At 29.5% G+C, this 14,799-nt stretch carries 12 protein-coding genes; all 12 read right to left on the minus strand.

What is annotated here, in order from left to right; translation table 11 throughout:
- Positions 1-27: 27 nt before the first annotated feature.
- Positions 28-459, minus strand: coding sequence for a dUTP diphosphatase (dut, locus tag RH95_RS01040; protein WP_010242392.1), 432 nt, complete (start codon positions 457-459; stop codon positions 28-30).
- Between the two features lie 57 nt (positions 460-516).
- Positions 517-2,625: a polyribonucleotide nucleotidyltransferase gene (locus RH95_RS01045; protein ID WP_010242394.1), complete on the minus strand. Its 2,109-nt coding sequence runs from the start codon at positions 2,623-2,625 to the stop codon at positions 517-519.
- Between the two features lie 43 nt (positions 2,626-2,668).
- Positions 2,669-2,935 (minus strand): 30S ribosomal protein S15, encoded by a 267-nt coding sequence (gene rpsO / locus RH95_RS01050; protein ID WP_010242395.1) that lies wholly within the window; start codon positions 2,933-2,935, stop codon positions 2,669-2,671.
- A 113-nt stretch (positions 2,936-3,048) separates the two neighbouring features.
- Positions 3,049-3,957 carry a bifunctional riboflavin kinase/FAD synthetase gene (locus RH95_RS01055; protein WP_010242396.1) on the minus strand — a complete coding sequence of 303 codons (909 nt, stop codon included), beginning with the start codon at positions 3,955-3,957 and terminating at the stop codon, positions 3,049-3,051.
- A complete protein-coding gene (truB, locus tag RH95_RS01060; protein WP_010242397.1) occupies positions 3,954-4,841 on the minus strand; it encodes a tRNA pseudouridine(55) synthase TruB in 888 nt (295 codons plus the stop codon). Before truB ends, RH95_RS01055 begins: the two co-directional genes overlap by 4 nt.
- The gene (locus tag RH95_RS01065; RefSeq protein WP_026038554.1) at positions 4,838-5,815 is read right to left on the minus strand and encodes a DHH family phosphoesterase; all 978 of its coding nucleotides are present in this window, start codon (positions 5,813-5,815) and stop codon (positions 4,838-4,840) included. Before RH95_RS01065 ends, truB begins: the two co-directional genes overlap by 4 nt.
- Positions 5,808-6,161: a 30S ribosome-binding factor RbfA gene (gene rbfA, locus RH95_RS01070; protein ID WP_010242399.1), complete on the minus strand. Its 354-nt coding sequence runs from the start codon at positions 6,159-6,161 to the stop codon at positions 5,808-5,810. The genes RH95_RS01065 and rbfA overlap by 8 nt, the downstream gene beginning before the upstream one ends.
- Positions 6,161-8,404, minus strand: coding sequence for a translation initiation factor IF-2 (gene infB / locus RH95_RS01075; RefSeq protein WP_010242400.1), 2,244 nt, complete (start codon positions 8,402-8,404; stop codon positions 6,161-6,163). The genes rbfA and infB overlap by 1 nt, the downstream gene beginning before the upstream one ends.
- Before the next feature lie 25 nt (positions 8,405-8,429).
- Positions 8,430-8,693: an RNase P modulator RnpM gene (gene rnpM / locus RH95_RS01080; RefSeq protein WP_010242401.1), complete on the minus strand. Its 264-nt coding sequence runs from the start codon at positions 8,691-8,693 to the stop codon at positions 8,430-8,432.
- Between the two features lie 25 nt (positions 8,694-8,718).
- A complete protein-coding gene (gene nusA / locus RH95_RS01085; protein WP_010242402.1) occupies positions 8,719-9,972 on the minus strand; it encodes a transcription termination factor NusA in 1,254 nt (417 codons plus the stop codon).
- An 11-nt stretch (positions 9,973-9,983) separates the two neighbouring features.
- On the minus strand, positions 9,984-10,445 hold the full coding sequence (rimP, locus tag RH95_RS01090) for a ribosome maturation factor RimP (protein WP_010242403.1): 462 nt from the start codon (positions 10,443-10,445) through the stop codon (positions 9,984-9,986).
- A 102-nt stretch (positions 10,446-10,547) separates the two neighbouring features.
- Entirely contained in the window at positions 10,548-14,795 is a 4,248-nt protein-coding gene (locus tag RH95_RS01095; RefSeq protein WP_010242405.1) for a PolC-type DNA polymerase III, read from the minus strand.
- Between the last annotated feature and the right edge of the window lie 4 nt (positions 14,796-14,799).

A 14,799-nucleotide genomic window follows, 5' to 3' on the forward strand; every position in this document is an offset into this window, starting at 1 on the left:
TCATTAATATTATAACAATTTGTGCTCTTAAAGACCAGTGTGACCAAATCCTCCGTCACTTCTTTTGGTGTTATTTATTTTTTCAACTTCTTGTATTTCTGGGATTTCTATTTTCATAAATACGAGTTGCGCAATTCTTTCCCCATCTTTTATTACAACAGTTTCTTTACTCATATTTATTAAAATTATTTTTAATTCTCCTCTGTAATCTGAGTCAATAGTACCAATTCCATTTGGAAGACCCAGACCTTTTTTTAATGCGAGCCCAGATCTAGCTCTTACTTGTGCTTCATATCCCTTTTCAAATTCAAGAAATAATCCAGTTGGAACTAATACCCTATCAAAAGGTTCTATAATTAACTCATTATCTAAATTAGCTCTCAAATCCATGCCAGATGATCCAGAGGTTTCATATTCTGGTAAAGGATGCTTACTTTTATTTATAATTTTTAATTTCATAAAATCTCCTTTAAAAAATCGCATTAAAATATATATTAATGCGACTGAATTTTTATACTATTTATCTTGTTCTTCTTTACTATCTTCTCTTTTTAGAATAGCTTTCCTTGAAAGTGAAATTTTTCCAGTTTCATCAGAAATATCTATTACTTTAACCTCAACAGTATCTCCAACTTTTAAAACATCTTCTACGTTTTTTGTTCTTTCATGGGCAATTTCTGATATATGCAAAAGTCCTTCTGTTCCTTTTTTAATTTCAACAAAAGCACCAAATTTCACAATTTTTTTAACTTTTCCAGTGTAAACTTCTCCAACTTCTATATCCTTAACAATATCTTCTATAATTGATATCGCTTCTTTTGCCTTATCATCATCATCGGAAAGTATGGAAATTCTTCCATCATCATCAATATCGATTTTAACACCAGTTTGTTCGATGATTTTATTTATAATTTTTCCACCAACACCTATAACTTCTCCAATTCTTTCAGGATCAATTGAAATCATATGAATTATTGGTGCATATTTAGAAAGTTCTTCTCTTGGTTTTTCTATTGTAGTTGCGATGTGATCAAGAATTTCAAATCTTGCAACCTTAGCTCTTTCAAGAGCAACTTCTAATATTTCTTTTTTTATTCCTTCAACTTTAATATCCATTTGAATAGCTGTTATACCTTTTCTAGTTCCAGCTACTTTAAAGTCCATATCTCCGAAGTGATCTTCAAGTCCTTGTATATCTGTTAAAATTTTTATTATTTCATTTTCTTCTATTAATCCCATGGCAATACCTGCAACTGGTGCTTTTATAGGAACTCCTGCATCCATAAGTGCAAGTGTAGAACCACATATAGAGGCTTGTGAAGATGAGCCATTAGAAGATAATACTTCAGATACAACTCTAATAGTATATGGAAAAGTTTCACTGTCAGGAATTACTGGAATCAAAGCTCTTTCAGCAAGAGCACCATGTCCTATCTCACGCCTTCCAGGAGATCTTGATGGTTTAGTATCTCCTACGCAAAACCCAGGGAAATTGTAATGATGTATATATCTTTTAGGTTTATCATCGCCAAGTCCATCTATAACCTGTTCTTCAGATATTGCCCCTAAAGTTGCAATTGAAAGTACTTGAGTTTGTCCCCTAGTGAATAGTCCAGAACCATGAGTTCTTGGTAAAATCCCGACTTCTGATGAAAGTGGCCTTATTTCAGTTAACTTTCTATCATCAGGTCTTCTTTCATCTTCTAAAATGCCGCGTCTTACTTCAGTAACTTCAATTTCTTCTAAGGCCGCTTCAATGTCATTTGCATTCTCTTCCATTAAATCCTTAAAATGTTCACGAATATTTTCTTTTGCGGCATTAGTTTTTTCAACTCTTACAACTTTATCTTTTTGCCTGATTGCGTCTATAAGAAGTTCTTGTCCATATTCCTTTACCTTAGAAACAATTTCTTCATCAGCTTTAAAGACTTCATAATCTGATTTTTCTTTTCCAATATCATTTGTGATTTCTTTAATGAAAGAGCAGATTTCTTTTATGACTTCATGTCCTTCTAAAATTGCTTCTAACATTTCAGATTCACTTACTTCTTGTGCTCCAGCTTCAACCATCATAATTGCAGATTCTGTTCCAGAAAGAGAAAGGTTAATTAATGATTTATTCCTTTCCTCTTCACTTGGATTTATAACATATTTCCCATCAATAAACCCAACTTCAACAGATCCAGTAGGCCCGTCAAAAGGAATATCTGAGATGCAAAGTGCAATGGATGATCCTATCATTGAAGCTATCTCTGGAGAATGATCTTGATCAACACTTAGGACAGTTGCAACAATATGAACATCATTTCTATATCCTTCAGGGAAAAGAGGTCTAAGAGGTCTGTCAATTAATCTTGCAGAAAGTGTAGCCTTTTCACTTGGTCTTCCCTCTCTTTTTATAAATCCACCAGGAATCTTACCAACGGCATACATTTTTTCTTCATAATCAACACTTAGAGGAAAAAAATCGATTCCCTCTCTCGGCTTTGAAGAAGAAGTGGCTGTAACAAGTACAACAGTTTCTCCATATTGAACTAAACAAGCGCCATTTGCTTGTTCAGCAACTTTTCCAATTGTTACCTTTAGTTGGGAACCAGCAAGATCCATTGTATAAACTTTTTCCATTATTTCCTCCTTTTAATAAGAAAGAGCGGAATTACCGCTCCTATTATCCCCTTATTTGTAATTTTTTAATAAGTGTACGATATCTTTCTATATCCTTATTTTTTAAATATCTCAATAAATTTCTTCTTTTACCAACCATTTTTAGAAGCCCTCTTCTTGAATGATGGTCTTTTTTGTGAGTTCTTAAATGTTCATTTAAATCGTTAATTCTTCTAGTAAGAATTGCAATTTGAACTTCTGGTGATCCAGTATCACCTTCATGAGTCTTGAATTCATCAATAATAATTTGTTTCATTTCTTTTTCTAACATATTTTTCCTCCTAAATTTTAATAAAGCTAATCAAAGTACACGTCGAGGAGCGTCGAACTGTGAATAGCTATTTAACCTTATATATCTTACCATGAATTTATATTAATGTAAAGTTATCTGTTTTTTGTAATTAAAACATCCTTTGCAATTTGTTCAAACAATTCCTCTACATTATTAAATTTTAGCTCAGGTCTTACAAAATTTAAAATTTCAAGTTCAACAAGTTTTCCATATATATCACGATTAAAGTTCAAAATATGTGATTCGATTTTTACTCCATTATTTTCAACTGTTGGATTGGTTCCAATATTTGTAGAAGCCTTGTATTTTTTTCCGTCAATTAAAATATTTGTATCATAAACTCCATGTTTTGGTATTACAAAATTATCTATTAGTTCTAGATTTGCAGTTGGAAAACCCATTTTTTTTCCAAGACCTTTAGCATGAATAATTTTTCCAATTAATTTATAAGGTCTTGTAAGCAATAAATTTGCTTCTCCTATTCTTCCTTTTTCAATTAATTCTCTTATATGAGATGATGAGATTTTCTCGCCCTTGAATTTTATTTGGTCAACAATATAAACAGAGTCAAATAGATACTTATTTTTTATTAAAAAATCAATATTTCCTGATTTTTTATAACCATAAGTATAGTCATACCCTACTACAACTCCTTTAATTTTTAGATTTTTAGATAAAAAATCTTTTAAAAAATTAATAGGACTATAAGTCATAAATTCTTTTGTAAAATCTATTAAATAAACTATGTCTACTCCAAGACTTTCAAGTATTTCAAACTTCGTCTTATTTGTAGTTAGTATATCTTTTTTACCAACTTTTATAACATTATCAGTGTGCTCTTTAAAAAGTAAGAGGCTTGACTTAATATTTAATTTTTGTGCATCTTTAATCGCTTTATTTATAAGTTCTATATGCCCTTTGTGAAGTCCATCAAAATTTCCAAGGGCAATTACTGATTCTTCACTTGCAACATAATTTAAATCAATTTCAATTATTCTCATAAATCACCTATTAATTTTTTCTTCATTTTAAGAAAAAAACTACCATTTTCTATTCGAATTTCACCAATTCCTAAAAACAAGTCTTCACAATAAACTCTGTAATTTTCAATTTCACACTTATCTTGTAGCTTGTAAAATTGTCCATTTAAAAAGTTTTGTTTAAAGCTTTTTGGTATTTCGATTCTTTTTAAATTTTCTAAAGCTAATTCCATGGGAATCAAATTTGATTTTAATTCGTCTAAGCTCATATTTTCAAAATCAGAGATTTTTATGGAATTTTCTATATCAAAATTCCCACTCTTTATTCTTCTTAGTTCAGTTATAGTACCATAAGTCCCTACTGCTTTTCCAATATCATAAGCAACTGATCTTATATAGGTACCTTTAGAAACTTCAATTTCAATAGAAAACTCGTCTTTTCCATTAAAATCAATTAGTTTATTTTCAAAAATTTCAATATTTCTATTTTTAATTTTAACTTCTTTACCTTCTCTAGCATATTCATAAAGCTTTTTTCCATTAACTTTTAATGCGGAATAAATTGGAGGAGTTTGGCTCATCTTACCTGTAAATCTTTTCAAAACTTCTTCTATATCTTTTTTTAACACAGATACATTTTCTTTCTCTAAAATATTTCCTGTTATATCAAAAGTATCTGTTAAGATTCCAAGTTTTATCTTTGCAATATATTTTTTGTCTTTTAAAAGTAAATACTCGTTCACTTTTGTAGCTTTACCAATTGCTATAATGAGTACACCAGTTGCCATGGGATCAAGAGTACCTGCATGACCAACTTTTTTTATCCCTGTCTTTTTTCTAACTTTGTAGACTAAATCATGAGAAGTAATTCCCTTTTCTTTATCAAAAATTATTAAGCCGTTCATAATAATTGTTTTTTTGCTACTTCTATTACATCATTTTTAGCTTTTTCTAAGTCTAAATGATTAATAGTTCCTCCAGATGCTCTAACATGACCTCCACCATTAAATTGAGAAGCAATTTTAGTACAATCAATTTTTGATTTAGACCTTAGAGAAAGCCTAATACAATCATCTTTTTCCTTTAATAAAACTGCAAGCTCAACGGTATCAATATCTCTAACAAATTCGACAATTCCATCTGCATCAGATTTCTCTGCATTTGTTTTTGTCATATCATCTTTTGTGACATAAACAACAGCTATTTTATTATCACAAAAATATTCAATAGAATTCATTGATTTAATTAACAAATCTGTTTTAGATTTAGTTCTACTTTGATAGATGTTTACAGTTATTTCATTTATATTGATGTCATATTTAAAAAGTTCCGATGCTATTATAAATGTATTAGAATTTATAGAATCGTATTTAAAAGAACCAGTATCAGTAGAAATTCCTGTAAATAAAGATGTTGCAATATTTTTATTAAGCTCAAAATCCAGTGACTCAAAAATTCTTGCAAGAAGTTCGCATGTTGCTGGAGATTTATCGTCAACAATATTCAAGCTTGCAAAATTATCATTGCTAAAATGATGATCTATATTTATAGTTTTTTTTGAATTTTTAAATATTCTTGAAACATTAGGACCCATTCTATTTAAATCAGAGGAATCGAGCGCTATAAATAAGTCAAAATCTTCTCTTAAATCCTTGGGATTTTTAGCAGAACCTAGATTTGGAAGAAACTTGAAAGAGTTTGGTATAATGTCATCTAGAACAAAAATAGCCTCTTTCCCTAATTTTTTTAACATTCCGACCATTGCTGTGACTGAGCCTAAATTATCCCCATCTGGATTTAAATGAGATGCAACTGCGATTTTTTCGCTTCTATTAATTAATTCTTTAAATTCACAAGAAAAAGAATCTAATTTATTCATCTCCATGATTTACCTCATCAATTAGCTTATCAAGTTCTAAGGCTTTTTCTATTGAATCATCTTTTATAAAAATAAGTTCAGGCATAGCTCTTAATTTTATTTTCTTAGATAATTCCTTTTTTATAAATCCTTTAGCAGAATTAAGCCCTTCTATTGCTTCATCTCTGTCAAAATCATTTCCAAGAACAGATACATATACCTTAGCATAGGAAAGATCGTTTGTAACTTCTACATGAGAAATGCTTGTTATAGATGGAATCCTTGGATCTTTTAATTCGTTTTGTACTATATCTGAAATTGTTCTTTTTACTTCTTCAGAAATCCTATTAATCCTTTTACTATTCATTATGATCTCTCTACTTCCTTTAATATATATGCTTCTAAAAGATCATTTTCTTTTATATCATTAAATCCATCAATTACAAGACCACCTTCATAGCCTTGGGCAAGCTCTTTAACGTCATCTTTAAATCTTTTAAGCGATGAAATATCACCTTCATGAATTACTACATCATCTCTTAATACTTTTACTTTAGCATTTCTCAAAATCTTTCCATTTAAAACATAAACCCCTGCAACCATTTGATTGTTTGGAAGTTTGAATGTTTGTCTTACTTCACATCTACCTAAAATTTCTTCAACAATATCTGGATCGAGCATACCTTTTGCTGCTTGTTCAATGTCATTTATTATTTCATAAATAACTCTGTAAGTTCTTATTTCCACTTCTTCTTCTTTTGCAAGTTCTATTGCATTCATATTCGGTCTTACGTTAAAACCTATTACAATTGCATTTGATGCAGAAGCAAGAGTAACATCAGATTCATTGATTCCTCCTACGCCGGAGTGAATAATAGAAATTTTAACTTCTTCAGTAGACAGTTTAAGAAGAGATTGATTTAATGCTTCAACAGAACCCTTTACATCAGCTTTTACAACAATATTTAGTTCCTTAACGTCTTCTTCACTAATTTTTTCGAATAAATTGTCTAAACTTATCTTAGTTGTTTGACTAAGCCTTTTTTCTCTTGATATTTCTGCATTTTTATCAGCAATGGCTTTTGCTGTTTTATCATCTTTTACAGAATAAATAGTATCTCCTGCATTAGGGACATCATTAAGACCTAGGACGACAACTGGCATAGAAGGACCAGCTTTTTTTACTTTCTTGCCTTTGTCATCTTCCATTGCTCTAATTCTTCCGGAACAAATGCCTGATACAATAGAATCTCCAAACCTCAATGTTCCATTTTTAATTAAAATTGTCGCCATAGGTCCCTTTGATTTGTCAAGATTCGCTTCAATTATAGTTCCAATAGCTCGTCTATTAGGATTAGCTTTTAATTCCTTCATTTCAGCAACTAAAAGAATCATTTCCAAAAGTTCATCTATTCCCTCTCCAGTCTTAGAGGAAACACCGACAACAATTGTATCTCCGCCCCATTCCTCTGCAACGAGGTTTTCGTTCATAAGGTCTTGCTTTACTTTTTCTGGATTTGCTTCAGGTTTGTCTATTTTAGTTATGGCAACAATTATTGGAACGTCAGCTGATCTTGCATGAGAAATAGCTTCAACAGTTTGAGGCATAACTCCATCGTCAGCTGCAACAACAAGAACAGCTATATCAGTAGTTTGAGCTCCCCTAAGTCGCATAGAAGTAAATGCTTCATGTCCAGGAGTATCTAAGAAAGTTATTTTCTTTCCAGATAAATTAACAGTATAAGCTCCTATGTGTTGTGTTATCCCTCCTGCTTCAGACTGAGTAACATGAGTGGATTTTATAGAATCAAGTAGAGAAGTCTTACCATGGTCAACGTGTCCCATTACTGTTACAACAGGTGGTCTGAGTTTTAAATCTCTTTCTTTATCTTTTTTTAGAAGTCCATATTCTTCTTCAACCGATTCATCAAGATTTGGTTCTTCCATATCAATCTCAATTCCCAACTCGTCTGCTAGAAGTATGCAAGTATCTTCATCAATACTTTGATTTTGGTTTGCCATTATTCCAAGGCCTATAAGCTTAGTAATAACTGTGGAAATAGATACTCCAAGTTGGTCTGAAAAGTCCTTAACTGTTATTGGTGCAATTACTTTTATAGGATCATCTCCTTCACTTTTTTCTTCCGATTTATGCTTTGATTTAACTTTTTTCTTTGGTTTTTTCTTAGTTAAATCTCTATTGTAGGAGTTTTTGTTTTTAAAGTTATTGTTAGACTTTCTATTATTTGATTTGTTGTGTTTTTCATCTTCATATTCAGAAATATTTTCATCTTTTACTTTGCTGTTTTTGGACTTTTGTTTTTTTAAAGAATTTCTTTCTTCTTTCTTTTCTTTGTTCTTTGAGTTTTTTTTGCCTTGATTTCTAATATTTATATTTTCATCTCTATTTTTAGAATTATTATTCTTTACAGGAGATTTTTTATCAAAAGAATTTTTTGTGTATAAATTTCTTATTTTTTCTTCATCTGCACTTGATAAAGTTGACATATGATTTTTTATTGGTATCTCTAGTTCATGTAATTTTAAAATCAATTCTTTACTGCTGATACCAATTTCCTTTGCCAATGCGTGAACTCTAATTTTTGACAAATTGAACACCTCCTCAAAAGAAGCCCTATTCTACAGAATTAATTAGATTTTCATAAACTTCCTCACTAATTTCTGTTGTAAATGCTCTGTTTAATGCTTTTGATTTTATTGCTTTTTCTAAACAGTTTTTATCATTACATAAATAAGCTCCTCTTCCATTTGCCTTTCCTGTTTTATCTATAAAAATTTTATTTTCTTTATCTTTTACTACTCTGATTAAATCTTTTTTTGGTTTTTGCTCTCTACAACCTATGCAAGTTCGCATAGGAACTTTCCTAATTTTTGACATTTTTTACCTCATTAAATTAAGAATTTTACATTTCATCTATTTCTTTATCTTCATCTTCAACAGAAGATAGATTAGAATCTTTTTCTATATCAGATTCTTTGTCTGAAATTTCAAACATATCATCTTCTAGCAATTCAGAATCTCCATTATCAGATGCTGTATTATCTCTTTCATTACTATTAACTTTTGAATTTTCGAATTCCTCTCGTAATTCTTCTTCAGTAATATCTCTTTTTTCCAGGTATTCTTCGAATTGTTTTTGTGATTTAATATCAATTTTCCAACCAGTTAATTTAGCTGCAAGTCTAACATTTTGCCCTTCTTTTCCTATTGCAAGAGAAAGCTGATAGTCAGGAACAATTGCAAGGGCAGACTTTTCATCCTCATTTATAAATACTTTTTCTACCTTTGACGGGCTTAAAGAATTTGCAATAAATTTGGCAGTATCTTTCTCATAAATTACTATGTCTATCTTTTCATTTTGAATTTCATCTACAATAGCATTTACTCTTTGACCTTTATAACCAACGCAAGCTCCAAGTGGATCAACCTCTGGATCTCTTGAAAAAACAGAAATTTTAGTTCTTGAACCTGCCTCTCTAGAAATAGAATAAATTTCAACAATTCCTTCACTAACTTCAGGTACCTCTAATTCGAAAAGTCTTTTTATTAAATCAGGATGAGATCTTGACAAAATAATTTGAGGACCCTTAGTTGATTTTTCTACTGAAAGGATTAACATTTTATATCTATCGCCATGTTCGTATTTCTCATTATTTATTTGTTCACTATAAGGAAGTACTCCCTCAGTAGTTCCAAGGTCAACATATACATTATTATAAGATTTTCTCTGAACGAGTCCAGTTATTATTTCTTTTTCTCTTTCGATATATTCATCAAAGACTATATCTCTTTCTGCATCCTTGATTCTTTGAATTACAACTTGTTTAGCTGTTTGTGCAGCAATTCTTCCAAAATTTTTAGGATGAATTTCTAAATTATATACATCACCAACTTCATAGCTTGAGTCAATTTTTTTAGCTTCATCTATTGACATCTCAAGTTGTGGGTCTTCTACTTCTTCGACAATATCTTTAGACGCATATAACTTTATTTCTCCAGTATCTCTATTCATATTTACTATTACATTTTGTGAAGTTCCATAATTTTTTCGATAGCTTGAAACTAAAGCAGATTCTAAAGCTTCAAAAACTATTTCTTTTGAAATCCCCTTTTCTTTCTCGATTTCATTCAAAGCTTCTATAAACTCTTGGTTCATACATTCCTCCGTTAAAATTTTATAGTTTGTTTCATTGATGAAATTGATTTTATTGGTATTGCAACTCCTTTGCCTTTACTCTCAAAATATACATTTTCATCATCATACTTATCTAATACAAAACTAAATTCTTTTTTTCCATGAATCGGAGCATAAAGTTTAACTTCAACTTCATTCCCAATATTTCTCCTGTAATCATCTTTATTTTTTAAAGGTCTATCAAGTCCCGGGGAAGAAATTTCTAAATAATATGGATCTTTTAAAAATTCTAAATCGTCTAATTTTTTTTCTAAATTTCTACTCATTTCAGTACAATCATCAAGGTCAATACCTTCTTTTTTATAAATAAAAATTGACAACAGATCGTGCTTTGAACCATTTTGAAACTCTATGTCTACAATTTCATATCCAAGTTCTCTTGCAACATCTTCAGCTAGTGGGTAAATCTTTTCTTTTAACTCTTTTTTATTCACTTAACACCTCACTACTAAAAAACAAAGAGTGGGACTCCCCACTCTTTACTAAAAATATCTTTCTTATTAAATTATAACACAAATTAGTAGAATTACAAGTTTTCAAAAATTAAATAAAGAAATTTGATTAGTTTCATCTAGATCTACTAACATCCCATTTTTTTGTAGAATAGAAATTACAGAATTTCCCGCTTTTGTTCTTTTTGAAAAATCCTCAATTGATAAAAATTTAGATTTTTGTGCTTCTTCTTCAATATTATTTGCACAATTTTCTCCAATGCCTGGTATTGCTCTCAAAGGCATTCTGATTTTTTCATTTTCTATTGTAAATTTTGAAGATTTTGATTTATATAAATCTGCTGGTGAAAATTCAAATCCTCTTGCATACATTTCAAGTGCAACTTCAGAAACTCTTATTTCTCCTTTATCTTTTGCAGTAGGTTTTTCAATTTCTCTTAATGTCTTTATTCGATTTTTTAAAAAATTGGGACCTTCAATAATATTTTCTCCGTTGAAATCATTTAATTTAATTGTAAAATAAGTTGCGTAAAAAGCAAGAGGATAATTTAACTTATAATAAGCAATTCTGAAAGAAAGCATCACATAAGCAACTGCATGTGCCTTGGGAAACATATACTTAATTTTTTTACAAGAATCAATATACCATTCAGGCAAATCTAAATTATTCATTATTTTTTCTTGTTCTTCAGTTAGACCTTTTCCTTTTCTAACTTTTTCCATAGTATCAAAGGCCATTTTATTTTCGGCTCCTGCATTTATTAAATAAACCATAATATCTTCTCTTGTCGCAATTACATCTTTAAGCTCGGCACGTCCAGAATCTACTAATTCTTGAGCATTTGAAACCCAAACATCTGTACCATGAGAAAGTCCAGAAATTCTAACAAGATCTGCAAAATTCTTAGGTTTAGTTTCTATTAGCATTGAAATTACAAAAGATGTTCCAAATTCTGGTATCCCAAGAGTTCCAGTTTTACAAGTGAAAATATCTTCATCCATATTAAAAATATCTGCACTATTAAAAATAGAAAGAGTTTTTTCATCGTCAAGTCTAATTTTACTTGAATCTAAACCTGTAAAATCCTCTAACATTTTTATTATTGTTGGACCATCATGACCAAGTATATCTAATTTTAAAATTTTACCATGAATAAAGTTATAGTCAAAGTGTGTAGTTACTACTCCAGACGTTGAATCATCTGCTGGATATTGAATTGGAGTAAAATCAAAAATACTGTTGCTCTTTGGCACAATCATTACACCACCAGGATGTTGTCCACTTGTCCTCTTGCCATCTGTTATAGCTTTAGACAGTCTATCTATTTCTATGGGTGAAATATTTTTATTTTCAAAATATTTTTTTACATATCCATAGGCAGTTTTTTCTGCAATTTTTCCAATAGTTCCTGCTCTAAATACATATCCTTCGCCAAAAAGTTCTTCGGTATATTTATGAGCTCTCGGTTGATATTCTCCTGCAAAATTTAAATCTATATCAGGCTCTTTATCTCCATAAAACCCTAAAAAAACTTCAAAGGGAATATTATGTCCATCTTTTTTTAATGGAGTGTGACACTTAGGACAAATTTTATCTGGCATATCTACACCAGAACCATAAGTTAAATCTTCAGAAAATTCAGAATATTTACAATTTGGACATATATAATGTGGAGGAAGAGGATTTACTTCTGTTATTCCAGACATAGTTGCTACAAATGAAGAACCAACAGAACCTCTTGACCCAACTAAAAAACCATCGTCATTTGATTTTTTTACTAATTTTTGAGCAATTATATATAATACTGAATAACCATTAGATATAATAGATTCAAGTTCTTTTTCTAGTCTGTCTTCTACAATTTGAGGAAGATTATCTCCATAAATTTCATGAGCTTTCTTATAAGTCATATTTCTAAGATCTTCATCTGAGCCTTCAATTACTGGAGGGTATTTACCATCTGGAATTGGCTTTATATTTTTAATTTCATTAGCTAATTTGTTTGTGTTTTCTATTACGACTTCATATGATTTTTTTTCTCCCAAGTAAGAAAATTCTTCAAGCATCTCTTCTGTAGTTTTAAAATAAAATTTTTGCTCTCTACTTGCTCTAACATCAGGCCTTCCAGGCTTTCCATTTAAAACAATTCTTCTTAGTAAATCTTCTTCTTTTTCAATATAATATGTTTCAGAATCTGCAATTACAGGAATATTGAGTTTATCCCCTAGCCAAACAATTTTTTCATTTATCTCTTTTATATCTTTTATAGTAAATTTACCATCTTCAATTGCCATAATATTGTCACTACAAGGTTGAATCTCCAGAAAGTCATAATATTTTGCAATTTCAAGTAATTCTTCATCTGGACACATTCTATAAACAGCATCAAAAAGTTCTGAATTTGCATTTCCAGAACCAACTAGAATTCCTTCTCTATATTTATCTAATAAAGTTCTAGGAACTTTTGCAGAAAAATTATAAAATTTCATATGAGAATCTGAAATTAATTTATATAAATTTTTCAATCCAATTTCATCTTTTACTATTATAAGAAGAGAATTTTCGAATAAACGTTTAGAATCTATGTTTTGAACTATTTTATTCAATTCATCAAAGTTAAATTTATTTTCTTTTTTAAATCTGCCTATAAGTTTTATAAACATTGCCGCAGTAGCTTCGGCATCATTTACAGCCCTGTGAGCCCCAACAAGGGATATTCCAAGGTTTTTACAGAGTGTTCCTAAATTAAATCTTTTCATATTTGTCATTGTAGCTCTGGCAAGTACCAAAGTATCTAAAATTGGATGATTAAATTTTAAATTATTATTTTTGTACTCTCTTCTAATGAAAGAAATATCAAATTTTGCATTGTGAGCTACTAAAACAGAGTCTTTAGCAAATTCATAAAACTTTGGGATTACTTCTTTAATTGTAGGTTCATTTTCTACTTTTGCATTGCTAATTCCAGTAAGATCAACAACAACTTGTGGTATTTCTTTCTCGGGATTGATGAGTTGTGAAAATCTATCCACAATTATTCCATCTACAATCTTAACTGCACCAATTTCTGTTATTTTATCATTTCTAGATGAAAGCCCTGTTGTTTCAATATCAAAAACAACGTAGGAATTATAATTTTTATTAGAATCAAAATTTGTCACAATTTTCTCTTTATCATCTACAAAATTTACATCTGTTCCATATAAAATTTTAAGCCCTACTTTTTCACCAGACTCCATAGCCTCAGGAAATCCTTGAACATCACCATTATCTGCAATTGCAATTGCTTTATGCCCCCAAATTTTTGCCCTTTGTGCAAAATCTGTGAAAGAAGTCACCCCCGACATTTGCGACATTTTTGAGTGAATTCTAAATTCAACTCTTTTTTCATTGGAATAATCCATTCGAATAATCTTGTCTTTCTTTTCTATATAATTTAACATAATTGTTTCGCATCTAGAAAAATTGTCATAATTAACTTTTCCGGTTATAAGGACATGGTCTTTTTCTCTAAAATTCTCTAAGAATTCTTCAGCTTTCTCTGGTTTTAAAAATATTTTGGCAAGAGTTGAAGATGTATAATCAGTTATAGAAAGAGAAATCAAAAAATTCCCATTTTTTAGCTCTCTAGATTCTATTTTAAAAATATCAACTTCAACAGTTACTTTTTGTGAATTTAAGTTTACATCTATAAGTTTTGATATATTTTCTAAATCTTTTTTCCCATAGCTTGAAATCTTTTTTATTTTTCTTTCTTTTTCTTTGTTGTCTATATTTGTTTTTATTTCTAATTCATGCTTTGCAGAAATAGAATCTTCAGCTTCATTTATTTTAGATATAAAAGATTCAATATGAGATTCTTCTATAATCTTTTTCTTACAATTAAAATCCACTTTATATTTACCAAAATCTAAAAGTTTCTTTTCCAAAAAATTTCCAAAGCCATTTTTAGTTAAATTATAGTAAGCTTCTTCTGTTGGTAATTTTATTTCAATTTTACTTAATTTCTCATCTTTTATAATCTCAATATTTTCAATCCAAATTTTAGAAGAAGGATTATACTTTAGAATTTCTCCATAAATTAAATCATCTTCACTTTCATAAAGAGAAGATGATTTAAAATCAATATATACTTTATAATCTTTTAGATTTTTTTTGAAAAGTTTTTTTATATCATCTTTATCATCTAATTCTAATTTTTCTTTCGAAATAATTGTAAAAAAAACTTCTCCACTGTTCTTATTTCTTTTTATAGAATTGATAAAAATATCATCAGAAAGACTCAAAGATGAATCATCCATTTTTTTTAAGATTTCTTTTAATAAAATCAAATTA

Source organism: Peptoniphilus rhinitidis 1-13, from assembly GCF_000246925.1.
Classification (GTDB): Bacteria; Bacillota; Clostridia; order Tissierellales; family Peptoniphilaceae; genus Peptoniphilus_A; species Peptoniphilus_A lacydonensis.